Origin of the sequence: Helicobacter sp. NHP19-003 (assembly GCF_019703305.1) — a bacterium.
GTDB lineage: Bacteria > Campylobacterota > Campylobacteria > Campylobacterales > Helicobacteraceae > Helicobacter > Helicobacter gastrocanis.
In genome coordinates, this window is sequence record NZ_AP024814.1 from 731,453 (window position 1) to 756,154 (window position 24,702).

Sequence of the window (24,702 nt, forward strand, 5' to 3'; positions counted from 1 at the left end):
TAATGTTGCAACTAGACAAGACAAAAGATCAAGAAGAATACAACGGCTTGTTACAAGCTTTCAACACCCATTACACAAGTTTGCCCAAGCACATTAAAGAGGGTGATTGGCTGAATGCCATTAAAAGTTTTGCCCAGTCCGAGTTTTTAGACATCGATTCGACCGTGAATTTCGGACAGCATTTAGAGGACATGAATCCCAAAATGAGCAAGGCGATTGCTAACACCGTGGGGCTTGCGCTCAAACACAAAAAGAAGGATTGATGTGGATTATTTAGAAATCAAAGGCGGGCAGACCTTAAATGGGCAAGTGGCGATCTCTGGGGCAAAAAACGCCGCCCTGCCCCTTTTAGCCAGCACCATTTTAGCCAAAAATCCCGTGCGCCTAAACAACCTACCCCATGTCGCCGATGTGCGTGCCTTGGTGGAGCTCTTAGAGCATTTGGGCACACAAGCCACATGGCACACACCAAACAGCCTTGAGGTCAGCACAAGCCCCACACATTGCACGGCGGTGCGTTGCACCGCTCCCTATGAGATTGTGCGTAAAATGCGCGCCTCTATTTTGGTGCTAGGGCCACTCTTGGGGCGTTTTGGCAAGTGTCAAGTGAGTTTGCCCGGGGGGTGTGCGATCGGGGCTAGGCCTGTAGATTTGCATTTAAGTGCCTTAGAAAAAATGGGGGCTGAAATTGCCATTGACAAGGGCTATATCGTGGCCAAAGCCAAAAAAGGCTTAAGGGGGTGCGACTTGATTTTTGACAAAATCACGGTGACAGGCACGGAGAATATTTTAATGGCTGCGAGCATGGCTAAAGGGCAAACGCGCATCATCAACGCCGCCAAAGAGCCCGAAGTGGTGCAGTTGTGCGCCTTTTTGCAAGCGGGGGCGTGGAAATTAGCGGGGTGGGGAGCGGGGAGCTCTTGGTGCAGGGCACAAATCGAGAGGCTCTAGACTTTCAAGACATAGAGATCATCCCCGATCGCATTGAGTGCGGGACTTATTTATGCGCGGCGGCGATCACCAATTCCCCCTTGACGCTCACAAACACCAACGCCCACCATTTAGAGGCCGTTTTGACAAAACTAGGCGAAATCGGCTTTTATACCGACATCATAGAAGAAACCCCCACCGCCCACACACTCAAAATCCACAGCGCACTCCAAAGAAAAGCCTTTAGCCTCACCACTACAGAATACCCGGGCTTTCCCACCGACTTGCAAGCGCAGTTCATGGCTTTGGCGACACAGTGCGAGGGTTCTAGCCTCATTGAAGAAAGGTTGTTTGAAAACCGCTTCATGCATGTGGGCGAGTTGCAGCGCATGGGGGCGCAAATCAGCTTAAAAGGGGCGATGGCGCAGATTCAGGGGGCGAGTGAACTCATCGGCACAGATGTGATGGCGACAGATTTACGCGCCTCTTCGGCATTGGTGCTCGCCGCCCTTGTGGCTAGGGGCAAAAGTCGGGTACACCGCATTTACCACTTGGATCGGGGTTATGAATCCCTAGAAAACAAAATGAACGCCCTAGGCGCGCACATGAAACGCTTGCACGAAAAGCCCTAGCGGGCAATGGCTTTGGCGTGGTTTTCGCGGATCACATGCACCACGACCTCGCCCGGGTATTGTAGGTGCGTTTGGATTTCTTTGGCGATGTCGCGCGCAAGTAGAGGGACTTTTGCGTCATTGATCTGATCGGGGCAAACGATCACGCGTACCTCCCGTCCCGCGTCCATAGCAAAGACCTTTTCCACCCCGCTTTGTTGGCTGGCGATGCGCTCTAAATCGTGCATGCGGGCCAAGAAGTTTTCATTTTCCTTGCGGCGTGCCCCGGGTCTTGCGGCAGACAGGGCATCGGCGGCGCACACAGCGGCACACTCTATGCTCTTGATCTCTTGGCGATCGTGGTGGGCATAAATGGCGTTGATCACCACAGGGTGTTCTTGGCAACGCACGCACACCTCAGCCCCCAATTCCACATGATCGCCCCCATGCTCTTGGGTCAGGGCTTTGCCGATGTCGTGCAAAATCCCCGCTCGCCTAGCTAATTTAGAATCCCCACCGAGTTGCTCGGCAATGGTGCCGGCTAAAATCGCCACCTCTATAGAATGGGCGAGGGCGTTTTGCCCATAGCTGGTGCGGTATTTCATGCGCCCCAAGAGCCTTTTTAATTCCTCGTCCATAGAGTCTAATTGCAGGTCTAAAATGACTTCTTCGGCTTCTTTTAAGATGCTCTCTTCCATGTTCGCCTCCACCCGCTGGTACACGGTTTCGATGCGTGAAGGTTGTATGCGCCCATCTTGGATCAAGAGCTCTAGCGTTTGTGTGGCGATTTGCCGCCGATACAAGTTAAAACAGCTCAAGGTGATGGTTTTGGTTTCTTCATCGATCATCAACTCCACCCCACTGATGCGCTTAAAAGTGTCGATGTTCTTGCCGTCCTTACCGATGATCCGTCCAATAAACTCAGAATTAGGCAGAGCGACCACGCTGGTTAAATTTTCCATGGCAAAAGAGCTGGCAAAACGGGAGGTCGCCTCCGCTAGGATGAAGTGCGCCCGCTCTTTGGCTTCTTTTTTGGCCTGTCTTTCATAGCGGCGCACAAGGGCGGCTTTTTGCAAAATCAACTCTTCTTCTAACAAACACAAGAGCAATTCTTGGGCTTCCTCTTTGGTGTAGCCCGAGCGTTCCATTAAGGTTTGCATGGCCTGTTCTTTGAGCTCTTGGTACTCTTGGCAGAGTTTGTCTTGGGTGTGCTTGCTCTGCTCTAACTCCCGCCTTAGACCTTCTAGCTCGCTCTTGTGTTGTTCTAATTGTTTATGCTTGTGGTGCCAGTGTTGTTGTTGTTGTTTTTCTCTGTTTTTCAGTTCGTCTAATTTATGTTGGTAGGCGGCATCTTGGGTTTGTTGGCGCTCTTTGTGTTCTTGTTGTAATTGCAAGGCTAGGGTTTTGGATTCTTCTTCTTTGCTCTTGTAAAGCACTTGGGCTTGGTAGATGAGCATGTCCGCCTTGGTCTTGGCTTGGGCGATGAGGTTTTGGCTAGCGGCGTGGCGGTTGCGCTTGGTGAAGTAAAACACGCCGATACCGGTGAATAAGCAGGGGATCAAAATGCTTAGTACCTCTTCCATAGTTTTTCCTTTGTATAAAATATCCGCTGTGATCGGCGCAAATGTCCCCGACAATGTCGTGGAATGCACCTAGATCGTGGGTTGATTGTAAAATTTGGCGGGCGGTGAAAACAAGCAATGGTTTGTGCTTGAGGCTAGCAAAAAGGCGGTCATAAGCCCCTAACCCAAAACCCACCCGCTTAAAGTGGCGATCAACTCCTAAAATGGGGACAATGGCTAAATCCAAGCTTGTTTTGAAGTTGCTAGGTCTAGGCTGCTTGATGTGTTGCTTGGTGCTTAAAGGCAGGCGGTAGGGTGCATAGCTGCAACAAGGCGGGTGCATTAAAGGGGCAAACAAGCGCATTTTACGCCTTCTTGCCCACCTGATGAAGGGGCGTATGTCCGCTTCGTGGGCTAGGGGGCAATAGACCAGCACCGACAGCCCCGCTTTGGGGCGCACCCATTTTTGCAACAAGGCGTTTATTTTGTGGTCTTTAATGTCAAAGCCCCGCTTGGCGTATAAAATGTACTTACAAGCAGTACGGAATGTGTCTTTTGTGTCCTTGTCTAATATCCTAATGCTTTGCCTTTAGAGAGTGTCAACAACCAATGGGTAAAACCCAAACAACAAACTTCAAACCCGTATTATTAGGACATTTAACTTAGGGCTCAATTAATAGGGGGGTGATTTGGCAGATTTAGGGGTTTTAACCATGTGTTTTATATAATTTTGGCTTTATTTTAGGAGTTAAAATGAAAGAGCCGATGAGTACCTATGGTTATGAAAAGGTTTGTGCCGAGCTTAAAAAACTCAAGGAAGTGGAAAGGCCACAGATCGTTAAGGAGATCGATCGGGCTAGAGAGCATGGGGACTTGAAAGAAAACGCCGAATACCACGCCGCCAAAGAAAAACAAGCGTTCATAGAAGCGCGCATCAATGATTTAAGCCGCATTCTAGCCAATGCCCAGGTGATCGACCCCGCCACTTTGAGCCACCAAAAGGTGAGCTTTGGCAGCACGGTGAAAATCCTGAATTTAGACAACGACAAGGAGTTTTGTTACACCATTGTGGGGAGCATGGAGAGCGACCCTACAAGGGGGCTCATCTCCTTTGGCTCGCCCATCGCCAAAAGCTTGATGGGCAAGAGCAAGGGCGATGAGGTTACGGTGGTGTTGCCCTCTGGGGAAAACGAATTTGAAATTTTAGACATTTATTACAAAGACATTGACTATGCTAAAAGTTAAATTGCAAAAACTCCACCCACAAGCCAAACTCCCCGTCTACCAAAGCGAGGGGGCGAGTGGGTTTGATTTATGTGCCCTTGAAAACCTAGAGATCGCCCCCAAAAGCGTGGGCTTGGTGCGCACAGGAATCGCCCTTGAGCTGGAGAAGGGCTATGAAGTGCAGGTGCGCTCGAGATCGGGGCTGGCGCTCAAGCACCAAATTGTGGTGCTCAACTCCCCGGGCACGATTGACAGCGACTATCGGGGGGAATTGCAGGTGATTTTGATGAATTTGGGCAACGCGCCCTTTAGCGTTAAAGCCGGCGATCGGATCGCACAAGGGGTGCTGTGCCGTATTTTTCAGGCGGATTTTGCCCTAACCACAGAGTTAGAAGCCACAAAAAGGGGGGCAAAGGGCTTTGGGAGCAGTGGGGTTTAATGGAAATTAAAGAGAATTTAACGCAAGTCAAAGAAGAATTTAAAAGCGATGAAAAGCTTTTAGAGAGTGCCTTTAGGCTAGAGAAGTTTTACAACAAGTATAAATATGTGCTGTGGGCTTTGGTGGTCTTAGCGTTGGCGTGGTGGGGCTACACGGAATTAAAGGCAGTGCAAAAAGACAAAAAGACACAGGAGATCACCGCCATTTATAATGAAGTGTTGGCAAACCCCAACAACACCGCCCCCCTAGAAAAATTGCAAGAGCAAGCCCCCGAGCTTGCCGAGCTTTATAATTACGCACAGGCTTTAAAAAACAAGGACACCAAAACCCTAGACAGCCTAAGCCACGCCAAAAACCCCATCGTGAAGGCCCTAGCAAGCTACTACGCTGCATCTTATGGCAGGGATTTAAAAGCCCTAAAAGCTTTAAACTTGCCCGCCTTGCAAGATTTTATCCACCTGCAACAAGCCTACTTGTTGCACAATGACCCCAAAGCGGCCCAAGAAATAAAAGCCCTCATCGCCACCATCCCCCCCACTTCAGGGGTTTACCCAATCGCCTCCTTGCTCAAACACTACCCCGCCACAGGCACTCAAAAGGCGGCGCAATGAGGCATGCATGGTTTTTAGGGTTGGCGCTCTTAGCGCTCTTTAGCTTTGGGTGTGGCGATCGCAAAAACTTTAAGCCACCCAGATCTAAAATCGTGCGCCAACTCCTCTTTCACGAAGGACTCAAAGCCCCCATCATTTTCACCAACCGCTACGGGGCGATTTTGGCAAATGGCGGGGTGCTAGACAGACAGGGCCTGACACAGCTAAGGATTGAGAAAAAAGAAGACAAAGAAACTTCGTTTTTAAACCAGAGCCAAGATTACTACATTTTGGCGCACGATTGTTGGCGCGCCCACAAGCGCAATGGCCCTAAAATTAAGCGCAAAAAACGCGCCTCACTCACGGACAAACAAGCCCAAGAGGCGATCATCGACAACATTGAAGAAACCGATGGAAATGTCCAATTGCACGACCACTGCCACCAATTAGAGCTCATCAGCACCGCTTTGAGCGCCACCCCCTCCATCACCATCCCCCTAGACACCTACCCTTTGAGTGCCAGCATTAAGGGGAGTCAATTGGCGGTGGTGATGGCGGACAACTCGGCCAACATCTACGACATCAAAACGAAGAAACTGCTCTTTAATGAAAAAGGCTCGTCTAGCCCGGCGATCAACTCTTTAGTGGCTGCGCCTGTATTTTTAGACACAGTCGTGGTCTTTCCCATGCTCGATGGGCGACTCTTGGTGGTGGATGTGCACTCCAAAGAGCCTAAAGTGGTGCGCAACATTGTGCTCAACAGCGAGAAGTTTTTCAACAATGTGATTTATTTAAAAGTCGATGAGGAAAACATGTTTGCGGCCACGGGCAAGCGACTCGTGTCGGTGATCTCAGGGCAGGAGTTCAACTTTGATGCGGACATCGTGGATGTGCTTTACAAACACCACCGCCTGTATGTGCTGACTTTAGATGGGCGCATTTTGGAGATGGACCAAACCTTAAACGACCAGAGCATGGGTGTGGTGAAGTTGCCCTTTGCGATGTTGAACACCATTGTCGTTACCGATAAAAAGCTCTACACCCTAGAAAAGCGCGGCTACTTGGTGGAAGTGGACTTAGAGCATTTTGACGACTACCGCGTTTACCCCCTCAAAAGTGCCTCTAAAAGTTTTATGGGGAACTTGGATCGGCCCAGCTTTTACACCGATGACAAGATTTACTACGACCGCTATTTCTTTGATTTGAGCCACAACCACCCATGATTTTGTGCGACATCGGAAATACCCTTTTGCATTTTTACAAAGAAGGGCGGGTGTGGGCGTGCGCGCCCCAAAATTTAGCCACGCACAAAGAAGCCTTGCAGGGCGAAGTTTTCTATATCAGTGTGAACCCCGAGTCCACCAACGCTCTATTAGAGTTTTGCTCGAGCGCCACAGATTTAGCCCCCAAAATGCAGCTAGAAAGCAAATACGAAGGGCTGGGGGTGGATCGCATTGCGGCGTGTTTGGGACTCTGTGGCAAAAGCGGGGTGGTGGTGGACGCAGGCAGTGCGATCACCATCGACCTTATGGATCATGGGACACACTTAGGGGGGGTGATTTTGCCCGGGCTTGCAAGTTATGCCCACGCCTTTAAAAGCATTTCCAAAGCCCTAGATTTGCCCTTGAATTTGCGTGTAGATTTAAAGAGTTTGCCCAATGCCACCGCAGACGCTTTAGGCTATGGGGTGCTGCAAAGCGTGCTTTTGACCCTTCAACACCTCATAGGCGAACGCAGAGCGTATTTCACGGGCGGGGATGGCAAGTTTTTAGCCAACTTCTTTAGCAATGGGCTTTACGATGGTTTGCTGGTCTTTCATGGCATGCTAGCCGTGCTTGGGGCTTAATGGAGTTGGTCTATCTCTTTTTCAATGCCTCTTTAATGGCTCTTAGCCATTGCGTGGGGATGTGTGGAGGGGTGGTGCTTGCCTATTGCCAGAACAAATTTACCCCCCAAATGCCCTTAAAAGCCCAACTAGCCGCCCACAGCCTCTACAATTTGGGGCGGGTGAGCATGTATGTGCTTGTGGGGTTCTTAGCCTTTTTGGGTTTTCACGGGCTTTTGGCGGTGTTGGCAAAATCCTTGAACCTGCCTAGAGCGCACCTGCAAGGGGGGGTGTTGGTGGGCGTGGGGGTGTTGATGCTCTTGTTTGCTCTAGGCTTTGTGTTGCACCTGAAAAACCCTTTAGCCCTCAGTGGTGGGTGGTTTGCTAGAGGCTTTAAAAGCCTTTTTAGTACGCCAAAGCTGCCTAGCTTTTATGCCCTAGGGCTTTTAAATGGACTGCTGCCCTGTGGCATGGTGTATTGGTTTGTGTTAAATGCTTTGGCGCGCCCGGATTTAACGAGCGCATTAGAAACCATGTTGGTTTTGGGGCTGGCGACCTTCGCGCCTCTATTTGTCTTTGGCGCGCTCTTTGGCAATTTCTTAAACTCCAAATGGCGCGCATGGTTTCAAAAAGCCGCCTTCGTGTTGTTGCTGGGCTTTGCGGCGCACACGATTTATATGGGCGTAAAAATGTTAGGACACCCATGAAGGCTCTGTTTTTGGATAGAGATGGCGTGGTGAATGTGGATAAGGGTTATGTTTATTTGCCTAAAGACTTTGACTTCATGCCCGGTATTTTTACCCTACTAAAGGGGGCTAAGGATTTGGGCTATTTGCTCTTGTTGGTCACCAATCAATCGGGAATAGGGCGGGGGTATTATGGTTTAGAGGACTTTGAAGCCTTAAGTGCCCACATGCAAGCACGGCTTCACGAAAAGCTGGGCTTTGCTTTGGATAAAATTTATTTTTGCCCCCACGCTCCACAAGAAAATTGCGCTTGCCGTAAGCCTAAGATAGGCATGCTAGAGCAAGCCTTGCAGGATTTTTCTATTAATTTAGCTGAGAGTGTGCTGGTGGGCGATCAGGCAAGCGATATAGCGTTTGGGCGTGCGGGGGGGGTTGGCACTAATTTGCTTTTGACAACACAAGCAACCCTTGCGCCACCACAAGAGCCACAAACCCAAGGGCATGTTGCACGCTTAGAGCAGGTTTTGGACTTTTTAACCCCACAGAAAGGATTGCCTTGTTTACCCCAAACACCCTAGAAAATAAAACGATCGTCATCACCGGCGGAGCGGGCTTCATCGGCAGCAATTTGGCCATGTATTTTCAAACCCACCACCCCAAAGCGCGGGTGATCGTCATTGACAAATTTAGAGAGCAAACCCCCACGACCACGAGTTTAGGGCATTTTAAAAACCTATTAGACTTTAATGGCGAAATCATCACCGCCGACATCACCAAAGATTTAGGCATTTTAAAGAAGCTAGACTTTGACTATCTCTTCCACCAAGCTGCGATCTCAGACACCACGAATTTAAACCAAGAGTTGGTGATGAAAACCAACCACCAAGCCTTCATCAAGCTTTTAAAAATCGCCATCAAGAAAGATGCAAGGGTCATTTATGCCTCTTCAGCCGGCGTTTATGGCAATACCCCAGCTCCCAATAAGGTCGGCTTTGGGCAAAGACCCGAAAATGTCTATGGCTTTTCTAAACTCTGCATGGATAAAAGCGCGTTAGACTTTGCCCTTGAGAGTTTTATGCCCATTGTGGGCTTGCGCTATTTTAATGTCTATGGCCCGGGGGAGTTTTACAAGCACAAAACCGCATCTATGGTCTTGCAACTAGGCTTACAAGCCCTGCAACACAAAGAAGTCAAGCTCTTTGAATTTGGGGAGCAAAAACGCGACTTTGTCTACATTGACGATGTGATCCAAGCCTGCGTAAAGGCGATGGACGCATCCACAAGCGGGGTTTACAATGTGGGCTATGGCAAGAGCCGCAGCTACAACGACATCGTGCGTTTGTTGCAAGCGCATTTGGGCGAGTTCAAGGTAACCTATATTAAAAATCCTTATGACTTCTTCCAAGAGCACACTTGCGCCGACATTGCCCCCACACACGCCGATTTGGACTACGCCCCTGCCTACGACCTAGAAAGGGGCATACAGGCCTATATCCCCACGATTAAAGACCTCGCCAAATGCTAGAAGTCTTTTTAACCCCATCTAAAAAACCTCCGCATGTGTTGGTGGTGGGCGACATCATCATAGACCACTACATTTGGGGGCAAAGCGAGCGGCTCTCCCCTGAGGCCCTATGCAAGTCGTGGATGTCAAAGAAGAGAGCCGCCGCCTTGGGGGGCGGGCAATGTGGCGGATAACTTAATCGCCCTAGGTGTAAGCGTGGATTTGTGCGGGGTGGTGGGGGCAGATGGAGGGCAGGCGTGGTTATTTGAGACTTTACAGCACTTAGGTATAGGCTCTAGTGGTATTTTAGTTGATCCCAAACGCCCTACGAGCCAAAAATCGCGGGTGATGATCTCTAAGCAACAAGTTTTGAGAGTGGATAGAGAGCGCAAAGACCCCATTGACAAAGACCTATGCACCGCCCTACTAGAAAAAGCGAGCAGCCTATTAGAAAAAGCGGATGTGTTAGTGTTGTCCGACTATTTAAAGGGGGTGCTAGATGGGCATTTATGCCAAGAATTGATCAAAAGAGCCAAAGCGCAGCATAAAATCATTTTATGCGACCCCAAAGGCAGGGACTACTCCAAATACGCCCACGCCGACTTGATCACCCCGAATAAAAAAGAAGCCCAAATGGCAACAGGGGTGGAAATCAATGATGATGACAGCTTGCTGCAGGCTTTGAGTTTCTTTAAAGACAAATTGCAAATCACCACGCCCCTCATTACTTTGAGCGAGCAGGGCATGGCGTTTTTGGATCAAGATTTACACAAAATCCCCACCATCGCCAAAGAAGTTTACGATGTGAGCGGGGCGGGCGACACGGTGATCGCCGCTTTGGCCTTTTGTTTGGGGCTAGGTTACCCCATTAAGCAGGCATGCCACTTTGCCAATGCAGCCGCGGCGGTGGTGGTGGCAAAAGTCGGCAGCGCACGGGCAACTTACGCTGAAGTGCTCGACTTCTTGCAAAAGCATTACCACAAGGGGCAAAAGGTGCTAGACAAGGCGACTCTCTGCGCCTTGCTAAAAGCCATGCACCCCCCTAAAATCATTTTCACCAATGGATGTTTTGACTTATTGCACAGAGGGCATGTGGAGTATTTGCAAAAGGCAAAAGCGTTGGGGGGGCTTTTAGTTGTGGGGCTAAATAGCGACTCTTCGGTGCGCCGTTTAAAGGGCGACACACGCCCCATATGCGATCAAGACGCAAGGGCGTTTGTGCTTGCGGGGCTAGAATGCGTGGATTTTGTGGTGCTCTTTGAGGAAGACACCCCCCTAGAGCTCATCAAAGCCTTAAAGCCACATGTCTTAGTCAAGGGGGCAGACTATGCAGGTAAAGAAGTGGTGGGGAGCAGTTTAGTCAAAGAAGTGGTGTTGATTGACTTTGTCAATGGCCACTCCACCACAAACACATTAGAGAAAATCCAAAACTTAACCCACAACTAAAGGAAAGGTGTATGCACGATTTGATCCAAACCGAGTTTTTAGAACACATCCAAACCGCACAAGACACTTTGGCGCATTTAGCCCAAAGCTTAGCGCAAAGCGGGGCATTCTTGCTAGAAACGCTTAAAAAAGGCCACAAGATTTTAATTTGCGGCAATGGGGGCAGTGCCGCCGATGCCCAACACTTTGCCGCCGAGCTGACAGGGCGCTACAAACAAGAAAGACGAGGACTGCCTGCCCTCGCCCTTAGCACGGACACCTCCGCCCTAACCGCGATTGCCAACGACTATGGTTATGAAAAAGTCTTTGAAAGGCAAGTTGAGGCTCTAGGGCAAAAGGGGGATTGCTTGGTGGGGATTTCTACAAGTGGCCGTTCGAAAAATGTCTTGTTAGCCTTGCAAAAGGCGCAAGAGCTTGGCTTGAACACGCTTGGGCTTAGCGGACGAGGGGGCGGGGCGATGCGCGCTTTATGCACGCACAATTTAATTGTGCCAAGTGCAAACACCCCACGAATCCAAGAGATGCATATTTTAATGATCCACCTGCTCTGTGATTTTGTCGAAAAAGGATTTTGCTAGACATGGTTTTGCCTGCTCTCTTTGAGTAGAGCCCCCATGGATTTAGCTAAAAGGGCAAAAAAGCTAAACAGCCCAAAGACAAAGAGGGAGAAAAAGAGGGCCACCACAAGCCCGAAATCGTGGAAGATAAAAAAGCACAGCCCCCCACACACGAGGGCGATGCCGGCAAACAGCCCCGCAAAGAAGTCCAAAAGCGATGCGATGGTGTCCTTTTGCATGGGGGCTAGTGACTCTCGTCCACTAAAACCGCCCCCGCCAAATAGACATAGGTCAAAATCATGAACACAAAGGCCTGTAAAATCCCCATAAAGAAGAGCACCATAAAAGGCGCAACGGGGATCGCCCAAGGTACGAGCAAGAGCATGATGAGCAAGAACATGTCATCGCCCTTGATGTTGCCAAACAGACGGAAAGAGAGCGAAATGATGCGGGAGAAGTGGGAGATGATTTCTACGGGGAACATGATGGGCATGAGCCATTTGACGGGGCCCAAGAAGTGCTTGAAGTAGGGGACGACCCCTTGATTGCGGATGCCCTCAAAGTGGTAGTAAATGAAGACAATCAGGGCTAAAACCAGCGTGAAGCTCCAATTTGCCGTGGGGGCTTCAAAGCCGGGGATGATGCCTATCATGTTGCAATAAAAGACAAAGAGCGCGATCGTGCCGGTTAGGGGGAAGTATTTACGGGCGAGTTCCTCGCCGATGACATCCTTGGCCACATGTAAAATCCCTTCCACGATGGCCTCATAGACATTTTGTAGCCCCATAGGCACGATTTGCAACTTTTTCACCGCCATTTTGCTGATGACAAGCGTGCACAAGGCGCAAAAGACGGCGTAAAACCCGATGATGAAATCGTGGTTATGGCTGATTAAACCCGCAAAAGTGAAAACCCGATGCTCCATATCCTCTCCAAAAAAGCCTTATTATACTACAACTCCTCTAAAATGGCAAAATGTTGAGGGCAAAAAAGACGGGTTTTTTGCTGTGTGGTTTTGGGGCTGTAGTGTGTTTTGGGAAACTTTTATGGGTAGGCTTTGGGGCGGTTTTAGGGGCGGTGGGGGTTGTCAGTGTTGTCTGTGGGGGATTTGAGGGGCTTTGAGAGCCCAAGGGGCAACTAGGGTTTTTGGAAAAATTTAAAATACCCCTTGGGAATAGAAACTTGTGGAGGGCGCACAAGGACCAAATCTCCCTCTTGCATGGGCTCTGTGATCGTGCTGCCCGCGCCGATCAGCACATTGTCGGGGATGCTTAAGGGGGCGACAAGTTGGCTGTCGCTGCCGATGAAGACATTTTGCCCGATGTGCGTGTGGTGCTTGCCCTTGCCATCATAATTACAAGTGATGACCCCCGCCCCGACATTAGTGCCACCCTCAATCGTGCAATCGCCTAAGTAGCTTAAATGCCCCGCTTTCACACCGCTTAAGTGGGCGTTTTTGGTTTCCACAAAGTTGCCGACATGGCTGTCTATGATCTTAGAATTTGGACGGATGTGGGCGAGCGGACCTATGCTGCTGTTTGTAATGTGGCTCGATTCGATCACGCTGTGCGCTCTGATGTGCGCCCCTTGCAAGCGACAATCTCCAGCTAAATGCACTCCCTGTTCGAGCACACAGTCCGCCCCGAAGCGCACGCCCTTTTCTAAGTAAATGGTGTGGGGCATGTGCATACACACCCCCGCTTGCATGGCTTGTTCTCTCAACTTGTCTAGCATTTTAGACTCGGCGGCGGCCAACTCGCTCTGTGAGTTGACCCCTAAAAAGTCGTGGGCATTGACAAAAATGGGGGCAAAGCGCACGCCCTTTTGCACCCCTAGCCCCACAAGTTGGGTTAGGTAATACTCGGCTTGGGCGTTGTTCTTGTCTAACTTGGGCAAGAACTCCTGCAAGAACTCTTGGTTGAAAAGATACACCCCCGCATTAAGGGTGTCTAGGGCCAAAATCTCAGGGCTTGCGTCTTTTTCCTCCACAATGGCACTGACTTGTTTGTCCGCTAAACACACCCGCCCATACCCGCTTTTATGCTCTAGGCTAAAGACCCCCAAAGCGTTGGACTCCTCGCTTTCTGCAAAGGGCATTAAAGCTTCTTTAGACACTAAGGGCATGTCGGCGTTGAGCACTAAGAGGCGGTTATAGGCGGTTTTAATGGGAGTGGGTGCAACGCCCCCACCGCCCCCTTGCATTAAAGCCCCCCCCGTGCCGGGGTATTGCTCTACATTTTGTAAATGGATTTGGGTTTTGTCCTTAAAATGGGCGTTGATGGCCTTAGCGATCAGCTCGTGTTCGTGGTGCAAAATGACATGCACATCCTCGCTTAAGCCAAACGCCGCTTCCAACACATGCACCAACATTTCTTGACCGCAAATTTTATGCAAGACTTTAGGCAATTTAGAGCGCATGCGTGTACCCTTGCCCGCCGCTAAGATCACAACCGACACCGCCATTTGTTCCCTTTTTAGGCAATTTTAAAAACAAGCCTATTATACTCAAAAGTTTATCCCACACAAAGGGGCTTTCCTTGCGTTTTTTCTTCTCTTGGGCTGTGCTTGCCTCTTGTGTGTTGCTAGGGGCCACACTTAAAGACCCTGTGATCCCCACGATCAATTTGTCGCTCAGTGCCCCACACACGCCCACGCAGTTGGTAACGACCCTAAATGTGGTGTTGGTACTCACGCTCCTAGTGCTCGCGCCCTCTTTAATTTTGGTGATGACCAGCTTTATCCGCCTGATTGTGGTGTTTTCCTTTTTACGCACCGCCCTAGGCACACAACAAACCCCCCCCACGCAAATTTTGGTGTCTTTGGCGTTGATTTTGACCTTTTTTATCATGGAGCCCGCCGCCAAAAAGAGTTACGACACCGCTATCAAGCCCTATTTAGCCGAAAAGATTTCTTACACTGAAGCTTTTGAAGTGGGCATCGTGCCCTTCAAAGAGTTCATGCTACAAAACACCCGTGAGAAGGATTTAGCCCTGTTCTTTAGAATCCGCCACTTAGAAAACCCCAAAAACCCCAGCGCTGTCCCTTTAACCGTGCTGGTACCCGCCTTTATGATCAGCGAGCTAAAAACCGGGTTCCAAATCGGCTTTTTGCTCTATCTACCTTTTTTGGTCATTGACATGGTCGTGAGCTCCATTTTGATGGCGATGGGGATGATGATGCTCCCCCCCGTGATGATCTCTTTGCCCTTTAAAATCCTAGTGTTTATTTTAGTGGACGGCTTTAACCTCTTGGTGGAGAATTTAGTGGCCAGCTTTAAACACCTCTCTTAGGTTTTAAAAGTGTCCGCCAAATGAACGAGATCAAGAGCAAGCCAAACAAAGCTTTAAATAAAATTTCACTTTGGGCGTGCATGGCAGCAAACTCGGGGGTGGCGGTGGCGTTTGTGGCTTGGGCATTTAAAATGTAGGGGGTGTAGTAGAAGCTAAACAGGCCGATGAGTGCCACCCCTGCTAGATGAAAAAAGCGCAAGCCCGACTTGTGCACCGCCCACAGCACCAAAGAGTCTAAGATGAGCACACACCCCAGCGCGTTTAAAAGGAAGTTGCCCCGCACAAAAATGCGCCCCATCAGCACCCCTGCATTGTGTTGGTCTAAAATCTCGGGGGTTTTAAAGAGAATGGGGGCGACACACGCCCCAGAAAAGAGCACCACGCCCACACCCACACCCAAAGCCAGCAACACCAACACACGCCACAAGCTGAGCATTAGAACAATTAGAACAAGAAGTAATAAGCGGCGGTGAATGCCCAATCCCGTTTTAAGGACAAATTAATGCCATCAAACACAGGGTTTGGCACATGGGTTGCCAGCATGGGGATTTTCACGCCCACTTCAAAGGCACTGTGTCTGGCGATGACCGCCCTAACGCCCACATTGACCATCCACTGAAAGCGAGTTGCTCCGCTCCCGTGCACCGCTGACCATGTGTTGCCCCCCACAGCCACACCGCCAAAAATCCCTAAGTTGGACTTTTCGCCATTGAACAGGTTAACGAGTAAATCTGCCCCCACTCCATAGCCGGACAAGTTAAAGGTGTTTTTGCCAAAGTTCGCATTTTTATTCCACACCACCTTACCAAAGTTAGTTAAACCCCAGTTGTAAAAACCATAGAAACGCAAACCGACATAACCCTTCTGTCCAAAGAGTAGGTTGTACCCGACCCGTGCCCCCACGCCCTGCGTGATGGCAGTGCGGTTAACATTGTTGGGGTTTTTGCCATCGATGCGCGCCTTAAAGGTCGAGCCGCCCACTTCATACACGCCGCCGATGAAAAACGCGCTTTGCTCTGCGCTTAAAGCCCCTCCACAAGCCAAAAAGACAAGGGGTAGAAACTTCTTAGAAAACTCCATAAATGCCCCCTTATGCCCTTGCTGCCAGCTTGCTGATGGCCTCGGCGTGCATGTCATCCATGTGGGTTCTTAGCACTTTAGAGTACATGTCCACTAGGCGGTTGGCTTCAATTAAGCGGGTCATTTCAATCACGGCGTTGACATTGCTCTTTTCCAGGAAGTGTTGGCGGACAACGGGGGCGTTTAATTCGATGCGCTCCTCCATTTTGTCCTGCGGGTAGGTGTAGAGATTGTCACCTATTTTTTTTAAGAGTTTTTGGCTTTGAAAGCCCACGACCGCTAAGGCCCCCGGGCACTTCCTCGCCCCCTGTCTAAAGAACATGTCCCCATTTGGCGACACGCTCACACTTGCCCCCGGGAGCATTTGTATCCCCGCCCCATTTTCTAATCCCCCACGGCTCAAGACATGGTAACCCTCTTTGGTGCTCAAAAACCCTTGTGCATCGATCGTAAAGCTCCCATCTCTGGTAAAGGCGATGCCCTGCGGGGTTTGCACTGCAAAGTAGGCGTTGGGATCGCTTAGGGCAAAGTCTAGCTCGTTGTCCGTCTTTTGCATGGGCCCTAGGCTGTAGTCCGTGTATCTCTCCACAATGATGGGCACGCGATCTAGATTGCGGTTTAGGTACTTGGCGGCTTGTTTGGTTTGATCGGGTAGGGGCAGTTTGTCGCGGTAGTTTTGGTAAAGCCGCAAAAAATCGCCCACGACCACATCATCGCGCTTAAAGCCGGCGGTGTTTAAGTTGGCTAGGTTGTTGGAGATTTGGTCTAAGCGGTTAAACTCCGTAACCATGCCCCCTGTGGCTGCATAATAACCATTTGTCATGAAAAACTCCCTATGGACTTTGTGCTATTATACCCTAGAAATATTTAAGCGAAGGACTGCGGTGGATTTAGCACATTTTCAGGCTTTGTTCGACTCGTGGGGATATTTGTTTCTCTTTGTCTATTCGTTTGGGAGCGGGTATATCGGGCTTGTGCTGGCGGCAATCCTAAGCGCCACGGGGCATATGGATATTGTTAAAACCATGCTTGTGGCGGGGCTGGGGAATTTTGTAGGCAGTTGTTTGTTGGTGTGGCTTGGGCGCACGCAAAAGCAGGAAGTTAGGGGCTATTTACACAAACACCGCCGCAAACTTGCTCTGGTGCATTTGTGGATACACAAATACGGGGCGTGGCTGATTTTCTTTAATAAATACATTTATGGGGTGAAAACCTTAGTCCCTTTGGCCATAGGCCTTAGCAAGTTTTCTTTTAGGCAGTTTGTGTGGCTCAATGCGCTCTCTTGTGTGCTGTGGGCTTTAAGCCTAGGGGAGATCTCCTACCACGCCAGCAACTGGGTGCGCAGCTCTTTGGAAAAGGACAATGCCTACTCTTACCTTTTGCCTGTGTGTTTCATCGCCAGCTTGGTGGGGCTGTGGCTGTGGATTGCGCAGATTTCCAAAAAACCACATCGTTAGTGCATGGTTATTCCCAAAAGCATACAATGGCATCTTTTAAGGAGTTTGCATGAAAAAGAATGGGTTTTTTTGGTTAGTGGGTGTTTGCGTGGCTTTATTGGGTATGGGTTGCGCCGCAAGTGGCCAAAAAGCGGTGGGTTGTGCGGGCAACAAGCCCTCTACACATAAAGGGCTAGCGCAAACAGCTCCACAAGATGAGTGCCCCAATACGGGTGAACCCAAGCAGGTGGAGTGATTAAAAAAAGGTGGTGAAGTTCATGAATAGATCCGCGCTTTTGTAGTTGTCCATGAGTGTCAGACTATTGCCCCCGGAGCCTATGGTGCGTATTTCATCGATGAGGGGGATGTGTACGCCTAGACTCCATTTAAATTTATCCACGCGTATGCTAAGACCGAAGACGGCATCTAGGTTGGCGTTGTGGCACGTCAGCGAGCCTCCGATGAAGTTCGCGTTCCAAAAATTGACGATCCCTAACAACCCTGCAAAAAGCCCATAGGCTTGGATTTTGGCGTGCCCCACTTTGGGTTTTTTAATCTTGCTGTAAAGATTAAAGAGCAGGTTACCTCCGATTCCCAAGTTGTAGCGGTTTAAATCAGACAGACTATTGCTGTCCACACCCATATAGAGGTAGCGAAACCCAAAATAGCTGTAGTAAGCCATGCCGATGAAGGAGTTGAAGTACTTTTGATACCCCCCTTGGGCTTGTAAGCCTAGCTGCACCGAGCTTTCCTGTAGGTTTTTCGTGGTGAAAGTGAGCAGGGGGGTTGGGGCTTATTGACTGTGGGCAGGGGCGTGGCGTTGGTGCTGATGTGGGGTATGGGAGGAGCAGGGACAGGTTTGGGGATTGGGGGATTGGGTAGTGTGGGGACTTTGTAGTCGGGATTAGAGGGTTGGGGGTTTTTGGCTTTAAAGGTGTTGTAGGCATTGGTGGCGTTGCTGGCGGCTGTGATTGCGCTTGTTACTGTGGCAAGCTGATTTGTGAGGATACTCTCTAGCGCGCCAGTCTGGTTGGTTAAATACCCAAAATAACCCATAAACATCGCCTGCGCCCACCAGTTATACCCACACACCGCATAGCCCTGTGAAAAATCCAAACCAATGGCTGGCGAATCGTAGCAGTATTTTACATTGGGGCTATTCCACTTGGAAACCACTTCATTTTTTTGAGAAGCCGAAGGGGTCGCAGGGGGTCCATTGTATGTGTGTGCCCCGGGCACTAAACTCATCAACCACACCGGGTTGAGCACAAAGGTTTGGAGCATGTCGGGCACAAAAGTCTTGACATAGGCATCGACAAAGTTGGTAACAGGGCTAAAATCACCAGCCATGAGATCGTTGTCAATGGAGCTGTATAGTTTAGAGTTGGTGAAATTACCCGCAAAATTAGCTGCCCCCACATAGCCATTCATAAAGTTAAAAAAGTTCTGCATGCCCGCTATGGCTGTTTTGGGGTTTACACCGCTACAATCCCCTCTAGAGCAGTTAGAAGGGCCGATGTAGACATTTTTTTTGAGCTCAGCGACATTAAAAAGGGTGTTCCAAATTTCTTGAGGGGTTAGGCCGTATTTGCTTGCCGCACTTGTAAAGCTATTTAGCACACCAGTTGTCCCCCCCTCGTAGCCACAATGGTGGATACTACTTGCTTGGTTATTGATGATGATGTCAAACACACAGGTGTCGCCCGCATTGATATATCCCTCTTTAGCAATGGAGGCGTTGTTGAGAAAAAAGGTCTGTCCATTGGCGTAATTGACCCATTGGTTATGGAAAGCCCGCCCTACGGTCTGGGTGATGCCAACAATTTGGTTTAAAGCATTTGTAACGGCACTGCTTTCATCGTTTTTAAGCGTGTTGGATTGGTTTAAGTAGTCAATGGCGATCTTTTGGCTAGCTTGCCCTAGTTTACTAATGTCCCCGCCCACAATGGAGGCAATTTGGTTGACTTCATCGGCTAGAGCCTGCAGGGCATTGCTGGCTTGTTGGGGGGTAAGGGAAGAAATATTGCTGTTAGAATTGAGCGGAGGGGGTAGGCTTAGGGGCGTGTAGGTAATGCCTAAAGCGTTAGCAGCACTCTTAATTTGTTGGTTGAAGGAATTAAAGGTGTTGATCGCATTTTCTAGGGCCTGCTTGTTTTGGCTATTGGCCTGTGAAAGTTCTTTTTTATATTGGGCAATTTCTTGTTGGGCTTGGTTAACTAGGGCTTGGTTTTGGCTCTCATAGCCACTGATGATTTTCTCTAAGTATTGCTGGTAGGCGGCTACACTATCGGCGATGCCAGACACACTCTCTATGTTTTGGGTGCGGATCGCTGTTTGGATTTGTGCGATGAGGCTAGCAGAGGAGGGCAAGTTGAGATTTTGTAAATCTTGCAGCAGGGTTTGCAAGGTCTGCATGGTTTGAGTCTTGTTGGCCTGCAAAGTGTTCATGGCATTTTGGTAGTCTTTGAGCTCTTCGTGGTAAGCGTTGATTTTTTGGATGTCGCTGCTGGGTTGGGTGTGGCTGCTCTCTAAAACATTGCCCCCGCCTGCATCCATGCCAAAGGAGAAAAACGCCCCGTCTAAATAGGAAGAATAAGGATGTGCATGGGCGATGAGGGAGCAGAGAAAATAGATCAGCCTGAGTCGCTTCATATTTTTATCTTCTTGAAGAACACTATTTGAATCCTAAAATATCTCCGTAAAGTCCATGAAAAGCGCAGAACTTTTGTAATTGTCCACAATTTTTAACGATTCAAACCCTCCTGTATCGATAGGTGCGCTCACATTGCGCATTTGGTTGATCAAGGGCATGTGGATGCCTATGCTCCATTTGAATTGATCCACGCGCAGGCTCAAACCAAAGACAGCATTGATGTTGACATTGTTGCGGATGTAAGCCGTGTTGCTTCCGGAAAAGCTCGCACTCCAAATGTCGACCATGCCCAAGAGCCCTCCAAAAAGCCCATAAGCTTGGATTTTAGGGCGCTTAGCCCTTGTCTTTTTGATTTTGCTGTAGAGATTAAAGAGCATGTTGGCCCCAAAGCCCACCTGGTAGCGATCCACATTATCGACTCCACTCGAGTCTTTGATAAAGGAGCTCATGTAGAGGTAGCGGTAGCCTAAATAGCCGTAATAGGCAACACCAAAAAAGGAGTTGAAGTATTTTTGATACCCCACTTGCGTTTGGACACCTAGTTGTAAAGATTTAGATTGCAGGCCCGTATTGGTGATGGCCATTAGGGGTTTTTGGGGAGCGGCGACACTAGGCAAAGCGGCCGCATTGGAGCTGATTTGGGGGGCTGTGGGGAGAGTGGCAATAGAAATGCTGGGGGGGGTCAGAGATGGAATTTTAGGGTTTAAAGTTTGGATTTGTTGATTGACGGTGGCAAAGGCTTGGTCTATTGTTTGTTTTAAGGCCTGCAAGGCACTATACACTTGTGTAGGGGTCATGCTAGAGACATTGGTGTTAGGGGTGAGAGGAGAGGGCAGAGTCATTGGGGTGTAGGGGATTTTTAGACTCTGATCGGTCTTAGCGATTTGGGTGTTCACATTATTGAAAATATTGATGGCCTCGGTTAAGCTTTGTTGGTTTTGTGTGGTGGTGGTGTCCAGGGCGCTTTTGTAACCGGTAACGCTATTTTGGGCATTGTTGATGATCTGTTGGTTGGCGTTTTCGTAGTTTTCAAGGATTTGGTTTAGATATTGTTGGTAGGTGCTCACACTCCCGCTTGCTGGATCATTGGCCAACAGCTTTAACGCTTGGGAACTGGGTTCAAGACTTGAGAGGGCGTTCATCAGACTTTTGAGTTTAGCCACCGTTTGGACTTGGTTTTGTTGCAACGCAGTTTTGAGATCGTTATAAGCAGCCATCTTGGCATTGTAGGCTTGCATTTTTCCAGCATCGGTTTCAGGTACATCGCAACCTGTTTCTAAGACACTGCCCCCGCCCAAACCCATGCCAAAGGAGAGAAACACGCCGTCTAAGTAGGAGGCGTAGGGGTGGGCTTGCGCTGGCACAAGAGAGAGCAACAGCCACACCACAACTCTCTTTGTCATCGGACTCTCCAAATGCTGAATACTTTAGAAAACCATCATAAAAAACAAAGGGAAACACACGCCCCATGCTACCATTAGCAACATAAAGTACGCCTTATATCTATTCTATTCTATTGAAAATCGCAAAAGGAGGTGGAGAGGGGGTTAAAAAATTTGTGTGAAGTTTAAAAAGAGTTGGGAGCTTTTGTAGTTGTCGATGAGTTGCAGTTCTTCGCGCAGGCCCTCTTTGCTCACGGCTTTGATCGTTTGGGTTTGCCCCACCAAAGGCACATGTACACCCAAGCTCCATTTAAAGCGGTTGATCCGCACACTGAGGCCAAAGACCCCATCGACATTTAAGTTAAAGCGGGTTTGCATGGGAGCTTGTAAAATGTAGGCGTTCCACATATTGCCTAGAGCCAAAAGTCCGGCAAAGAAGCCATAAGTTTGGATTTTCACACGCCCGATTTTAGATTTTCTAATCTTGCTGTAGAAGTTGGTCAAAAGATTTGCCCCAAAGCCTAAGCTGTAGCGATTCAGCCCGTTTAGGTTTGTCTGCTCGCTCATCGCACGCCCCATATACAGGTAGCGGTAGGCTAGGTAGCCATAAGTAGACACCCCAAAAAAGGGCGTGAAGTACTTTTGATACCCCCCTTCAGTCTGCATGCCTAGTTGTAGGGAATTTGCCCGCAGGTTGCCAGATGCAAAGGTCAAAACGGGCTTATTGGGGACACTGATGGTGGGCATGGGGGCGGGGCTGGTGCTGATGATGGGGCGCAAAGGTAGGGGGCGGTGGGCTTGGGTTTTTAGGGTACGGGTGGGGGCGAGGTGAAGGGGGGATGGGGAAAGTTTGGGTGGGTTTAAAATCCGCTAGGTTTTTATTGGCTTGCTGTAGGTCTGAAATGGCGGTTTCGTAGGCTTGTGTAGAGCTGTCGATTTGGTTTTCTGCGCTCTTTTGGGAGCTTGGGGTGAAACCAAAAAAGCCCACAAAAATCGCATTTGACCAACCGGTGTTGGCCCCACACATTCTGTTGTAAACCCCGTTGTTAAAGGGGAAGCTCAAACCCGCATTGCCCCCCGCAGCTTGCCAGCAATACTGGACATTAGGGGCTGCACTGCCATTGTTTTGGGTGTCCCCATTTTGTAGGGTGCTCATGATCCACACGGGGTCTTGCTGGAAGGCACTCAACATATTTTTAACGCCTTGCTGGTAGCCCTGCATTAGGCTTAAAGCGGCTGCGATGCCTTCTGTTGTGTTGGGGTTGTTTAAGTCCGCCTGCAAAAGCTCGTAAATTTTAGAGTTCTCAAAATTGCCATCAAAGCTGTAAGCCGAGATGGTTTGTTCTGTCTGTTTGCCGTCTATGCCCGTAACTTGAGCTTTGCGCTCCCCATTGCCCAAATAATTGTTCAGCACATTAAAAAAGGTGTTCATGTCTTGTTGGGCTGTCTGTGTGCTGATCGTAGACTTGCCATTAGAGGCGCAACCCCCAAGACTGTGTTGACCCCCCGCACAATTGGAGTTGAGCAAAGCCGGGATTTCTTTTTGCAAATAAGACACATCAAAAAGGGTATTCCAAATGTTGTAAGCACTTAAGCCCAAATCTTGAAGTTGCTTAGGGACGGTGATTTGATTAGCACTGCAATTATTAGAAACATAGCCACCATATTGCCCATTGGAGCGTAAAATGGGGACAAACACGCAGTTATAGGCGTTGTTGATGTAGTCGTATTGCTTGCCATTGTAGGTGTATTTGCCATCGCTGATGTTAATGTTTAATTGCCTACCATTGACCGTGGCATGCCCGTTGACATCGGCGTTGTTGACCCCAAAGACTTGCCCATCAGCGTAGTTCACCCACACATTGTGGAACGCCCGCCCCACCATCTGAGAAATCCCAATGATCTGTTTGAGGGCTTGGTTTGTGGCGGCGTTTTTTTCGGCCTGCAGTTGTGAAAGTTTGGCGGCATTTTCCACGGCGATTTCTTGGTTGCCCGCTTGCAAGCTTTCGATGTTCGTGCCCACACTAGAGATCACCGCCCCTAATTCGTTGCTAAGGCCATTTAAGGCCATTTTGATTTGTGCTTGGCTTAGACTGCCTATATTGCTCCCATTGGCGTTTAGCGGGGTGGGCAGAGGCAGGGGGGTGAAGGTGATGGGAGCTAGGCCTTTTGAAGCTCTTGATTGGTTGATTTTATGGGCGACATCGCTGATTTGTGTGTTGTAACTCTCAAGAGTGTTGATCGCGTTTTGCAAAATTTGTAAATCTTGACTGTTGGGTTGACCATTGGTGGCATCTTTATACTTGTTGATCGACGCGCTGTATTGGTTGAGGGCGTTTTGGGCCTCATTGATGCGCTCTTGGTTGTTGTCCCCATACTCTGCCACGATTTTTTGCAAATAGGCGAGGTATTGTTCCACGCTTTTTTGAATCGCGGCGGGGGTTTGGTTGTCTGTATTGAGGGCGTTGAGCTTGGCAAGTAGGGTGGTGGCTTGGGTGGAAGTGGGGGTCAAGTTGGCTAATTGCCCAGCGATGGTCTTCAGGGTGTTGATGGTTTGGGTTTGGTTGGCTTTAATTTTGGCGATGGCTTCTTGATAGGCTTTGAGTTTGGTTTGGTAGGCTTGTTGTTTCACGGCGTTGATGGGGGGGTCGTAAAAGTATTCGTGCGCGATGCTGCCCCCGCCCATATCCATGCCAAAGGACACAAAAGGCCCGTCTAAATAGGAGGCAAAAGGGTGGGCACTTAAACCCACAAAGCACAGAAAAAAGAGCCAAATTCTCAGCACGCTAAAACAGATGGGTGAAGTTTAAAAAGAGTTCGGAACTCTTGTAGTTGTTGACAATTTCAAACATGCTAAACTGCTGGTTGCCCGCGGGCAACTTGATGTACTTTGTTTCGTTGGCAATAGGCATGTGTACTCCTAGGCTGATTTTGATGCGGTTAAAGCGCATGTGCAGGCCAAAAACCGCATCGATGTTGGCGTTGTTGCGGATATAGGGGGTGTTGTTGTTGAAGTATAAAGTCCAAATGTTAGCCACCGCCAAAAGCCCGCCAAACATCCCAAAAGTCCGGATTTTAGCGTGTTTGCTCTTTGTTTTGACAATCTTGCTGTAAAAGTTAAGCAATAAATTCGCCCCAAAGCCCACTTGGTAGCGGTCGATGTTGTTGGCCTCGCTCGTGGTTTTCGCCCATTGGTCCATGTATAAATAGCGGTAAGAGAAGTAACCGTAATAGCCCACACCAATAAAGGGGGTGAAGTAATTTTGCTCCCCCCATTTGGTTTGCATGCCCAAAAATACAGAGTTAGACGAAAAATTGTGTGTCGTGTCTAAAATGCGGTTGGCCAAACGCCCCTCCCCCACACCCATGCCAAAGGCGAAAAAGGGGCCATTGAGGTAGTGAGCGGTGGGGTGCGCACCCAAGGGCACACACACCAGCAAAGACAAAAAGGCATGCCTAGGGCGCATCAGGTCTCCTTAAAACAACA

General features: G+C 49.3%; 27 protein-coding genes and 2 pseudogenes. 15 read left to right on the top strand and 14 right to left on the bottom strand.

The features are described 5' to 3' along the window. Positions 1-2 precede the first annotated feature (2 nt). Both K6J72_RS03835 and murA read left to right on the top strand, forming a co-directional pair. Complete coding sequence (locus K6J72_RS03835; protein WP_260320679.1) at positions 3-263, top strand: hypothetical protein; 261 nt, start codon at positions 3-5, stop codon at positions 261-263. A 1-nt stretch (position 264) separates the two neighbouring features. Next, positions 265-1,562: pseudogene (gene murA, locus K6J72_RS03840) on the top strand (UDP-N-acetylglucosamine 1-carboxyvinyltransferase). Here the strand turns inward: murA and rny are convergent. Both rny and K6J72_RS03850 read right to left on the bottom strand, forming a co-directional pair. Next, positions 1,559-3,124, bottom strand: a complete 1,566-nt coding sequence (gene rny, locus K6J72_RS03845) for a ribonuclease Y (protein WP_221280854.1) — start codon at positions 3,122-3,124, stop codon at positions 1,559-1,561. The pseudogene murA and the gene rny overlap by 4 nt on opposite strands. Continuing rightward, positions 3,036-3,578 (bottom strand): 5-formyltetrahydrofolate cyclo-ligase, encoded by a 543-nt coding sequence (locus K6J72_RS03850; protein ID WP_221280856.1) that lies wholly within the window; start codon positions 3,576-3,578, stop codon positions 3,036-3,038. The genes rny and K6J72_RS03850 overlap by 89 nt, the downstream gene beginning before the upstream one ends. Positions 3,579-3,856: 278 nt before the next feature. On the opposite strand from K6J72_RS03850, the gene greA reads away from it, so the two are divergent. The 10 genes and pseudogenes from greA (at position 3,857) to gmhA (ending at position 11,395) form a co-directional block, all read left to right on the top strand. Next, a complete protein-coding gene (gene greA / locus K6J72_RS03855; protein WP_221280859.1) occupies positions 3,857-4,348 on the top strand; it encodes a transcription elongation factor GreA in 492 nt (163 codons plus the stop codon). Then, on the top strand, positions 4,335-4,766 hold the full coding sequence (gene dut, locus K6J72_RS03860) for a dUTP diphosphatase (protein WP_221280861.1): 432 nt from the start codon (positions 4,335-4,337) through the stop codon (positions 4,764-4,766). The genes greA and dut overlap by 14 nt, the downstream gene beginning before the upstream one ends. Beyond that, the gene (locus K6J72_RS03865) at positions 4,766-5,377 is read left to right on the top strand and encodes a hypothetical protein (RefSeq protein WP_221280864.1); all 612 of its coding nucleotides are present in this window, start codon (positions 4,766-4,768) and stop codon (positions 5,375-5,377) included. Before dut ends, K6J72_RS03865 begins: the two co-directional genes overlap by 1 nt. Further along, entirely contained in the window at positions 5,374-6,579 is a 1,206-nt protein-coding gene (locus tag K6J72_RS03870; RefSeq protein WP_221280866.1) for a PQQ-like beta-propeller repeat protein, read from the top strand. The genes K6J72_RS03865 and K6J72_RS03870 overlap by 4 nt, the downstream gene beginning before the upstream one ends. A 26-nt stretch (positions 6,580-6,605) precedes the next feature. Then, the gene (locus tag K6J72_RS03875; RefSeq protein WP_430886742.1) at positions 6,606-7,202 is read left to right on the top strand and encodes a type III pantothenate kinase; all 597 of its coding nucleotides are present in this window, start codon (positions 6,606-6,608) and stop codon (positions 7,200-7,202) included. Next, on the top strand, positions 7,202-7,888 hold the full coding sequence (locus K6J72_RS03880) for a sulfite exporter TauE/SafE family protein (protein WP_221280872.1): 687 nt from the start codon (positions 7,202-7,204) through the stop codon (positions 7,886-7,888). Before K6J72_RS03875 ends, K6J72_RS03880 begins: the two co-directional genes overlap by 1 nt. Next, positions 7,885-8,445 carry a D-glycero-alpha-D-manno-heptose-1,7-bisphosphate 7-phosphatase gene (locus K6J72_RS03885; protein ID WP_221280875.1) on the top strand — a complete coding sequence of 187 codons (561 nt, stop codon included), beginning with the start codon at positions 7,885-7,887 and terminating at the stop codon, positions 8,443-8,445. Before K6J72_RS03880 ends, K6J72_RS03885 begins: the two co-directional genes overlap by 4 nt. Next, positions 8,424-9,392: an ADP-glyceromanno-heptose 6-epimerase gene (gene rfaD / locus K6J72_RS03890; RefSeq protein WP_221280876.1), complete on the top strand. Its 969-nt coding sequence runs from the start codon at positions 8,424-8,426 to the stop codon at positions 9,390-9,392. The genes K6J72_RS03885 and rfaD overlap by 22 nt, the downstream gene beginning before the upstream one ends. After that, positions 9,386-10,817, top strand: a pseudogene (gene rfaE1 / locus K6J72_RS03895) (D-glycero-beta-D-manno-heptose-7-phosphate kinase). The gene rfaD and the pseudogene rfaE1 overlap by 7 nt, the downstream one beginning before the upstream one ends. 11 nt (positions 10,818-10,828) lie before the next feature. Beyond that, positions 10,829-11,395: a D-sedoheptulose 7-phosphate isomerase gene (gene gmhA, locus K6J72_RS03900; protein WP_221280878.1), complete on the top strand. Its 567-nt coding sequence runs from the start codon at positions 10,829-10,831 to the stop codon at positions 11,393-11,395. Here gmhA and K6J72_RS03905 read toward each other — a convergent pair. The 3 genes from K6J72_RS03905 to glmU form a co-directional block, all read right to left on the bottom strand. After that, positions 11,392-11,613 (bottom strand): hypothetical protein, encoded by a 222-nt coding sequence (locus tag K6J72_RS03905; RefSeq protein ID WP_221280887.1) that lies wholly within the window; start codon positions 11,611-11,613, stop codon positions 11,392-11,394. The two genes, gmhA and K6J72_RS03905, sit on opposite strands and share 4 nt — an antisense overlap. A gap of 5 nt (positions 11,614-11,618) precedes the next feature. After that, entirely contained in the window at positions 11,619-12,299 is a 681-nt protein-coding gene (locus tag K6J72_RS03910) for a F0F1 ATP synthase subunit A (protein WP_221280889.1), read from the bottom strand. A 212-nt stretch (positions 12,300-12,511) separates the two neighbouring features. Then, entirely contained in the window at positions 12,512-13,837 is a 1,326-nt protein-coding gene (gene glmU, locus K6J72_RS03915) for a bifunctional UDP-N-acetylglucosamine diphosphorylase/glucosamine-1-phosphate N-acetyltransferase GlmU (protein WP_221280892.1), read from the bottom strand. 98 nt (positions 13,838-13,935) lie between these two features. Here glmU and fliP point away from each other — a divergent pair, with 98 nt between their 5' ends. Next, complete coding sequence (gene fliP, locus K6J72_RS03920) at positions 13,936-14,664, top strand: flagellar type III secretion system pore protein FliP (RefSeq protein ID WP_260320696.1); 729 nt, start codon at positions 13,936-13,938, stop codon at positions 14,662-14,664. Here the strand turns inward: fliP and K6J72_RS03925 are convergent. From K6J72_RS03925 to K6J72_RS03935, 3 genes are read right to left on the bottom strand one after another with little or no spacing between them, the layout of a single operon-like run. Next, on the bottom strand, positions 14,648-15,100 hold the full coding sequence (locus tag K6J72_RS03925; RefSeq protein ID WP_221280896.1) for a DUF4149 domain-containing protein: 453 nt from the start codon (positions 15,098-15,100) through the stop codon (positions 14,648-14,650). The two genes, fliP and K6J72_RS03925, sit on opposite strands and share 17 nt — an antisense overlap. 8 nt (positions 15,101-15,108) lie before the next feature. Continuing rightward, the gene (locus K6J72_RS03930; protein ID WP_221280898.1) at positions 15,109-15,744 is read right to left on the bottom strand and encodes an outer membrane protein; all 636 of its coding nucleotides are present in this window, start codon (positions 15,742-15,744) and stop codon (positions 15,109-15,111) included. A 10-nt stretch (positions 15,745-15,754) separates the two neighbouring features. Beyond that, positions 15,755-16,567, bottom strand: a complete 813-nt coding sequence (locus K6J72_RS03935; RefSeq protein WP_221280900.1) for a flagellar hook-basal body protein — start codon at positions 16,565-16,567, stop codon at positions 15,755-15,757. Between the two features lie 61 nt (positions 16,568-16,628). On the opposite strand from K6J72_RS03935, the gene K6J72_RS03940 reads away from it, so the two are divergent. Then, positions 16,629-17,201, top strand: a complete 573-nt coding sequence (locus K6J72_RS03940) for a DedA family protein (protein WP_221280901.1) — start codon at positions 16,629-16,631, stop codon at positions 17,199-17,201. Between the two features lie 49 nt (positions 17,202-17,250). Then, positions 17,251-17,436, top strand: coding sequence for a hypothetical protein (locus tag K6J72_RS03945; protein WP_221280903.1), 186 nt, complete (start codon positions 17,251-17,253; stop codon positions 17,434-17,436). On the opposite strand, the gene K6J72_RS08355 is transcribed toward K6J72_RS03945, so the two are convergent. The 6 genes from K6J72_RS08355 to K6J72_RS03970 form a co-directional block, all read right to left on the bottom strand. Then, positions 17,437-17,922, bottom strand: coding sequence for a hypothetical protein (locus K6J72_RS08355; RefSeq protein ID WP_260320680.1), 486 nt, complete (start codon positions 17,920-17,922; stop codon positions 17,437-17,439). Continuing rightward, a complete protein-coding gene (locus K6J72_RS08360) occupies positions 17,913-19,832 on the bottom strand; it encodes a flagellar protein FlgN (protein ID WP_260320681.1) in 1,920 nt (639 codons plus the stop codon). Before K6J72_RS08360 ends, K6J72_RS08355 begins: the two co-directional genes overlap by 10 nt. Positions 19,833-19,865: 33 nt before the next feature. Further along, a complete protein-coding gene (locus tag K6J72_RS03955; protein WP_221280905.1) occupies positions 19,866-21,236 on the bottom strand; it encodes an outer membrane beta-barrel protein in 1,371 nt (456 codons plus the stop codon). Positions 21,237-21,380: 144 nt separating this feature from the next. Then, the gene (locus K6J72_RS03960) at positions 21,381-21,995 is read right to left on the bottom strand and encodes an outer membrane beta-barrel protein (RefSeq protein WP_221280908.1); all 615 of its coding nucleotides are present in this window, start codon (positions 21,993-21,995) and stop codon (positions 21,381-21,383) included. Next, complete coding sequence (locus K6J72_RS03965; protein ID WP_221280910.1) at positions 21,937-24,000, bottom strand: GumC domain-containing protein; 2,064 nt, start codon at positions 23,998-24,000, stop codon at positions 21,937-21,939. Before K6J72_RS03965 ends, K6J72_RS03960 begins: the two co-directional genes overlap by 59 nt. A gap of 1 nt (position 24,001) precedes the next feature. Then, the gene (locus tag K6J72_RS03970) at positions 24,002-24,682 is read right to left on the bottom strand and encodes an outer membrane beta-barrel protein (protein WP_221280919.1); all 681 of its coding nucleotides are present in this window, start codon (positions 24,680-24,682) and stop codon (positions 24,002-24,004) included. Positions 24,683-24,702 lie beyond the last annotated feature (20 nt).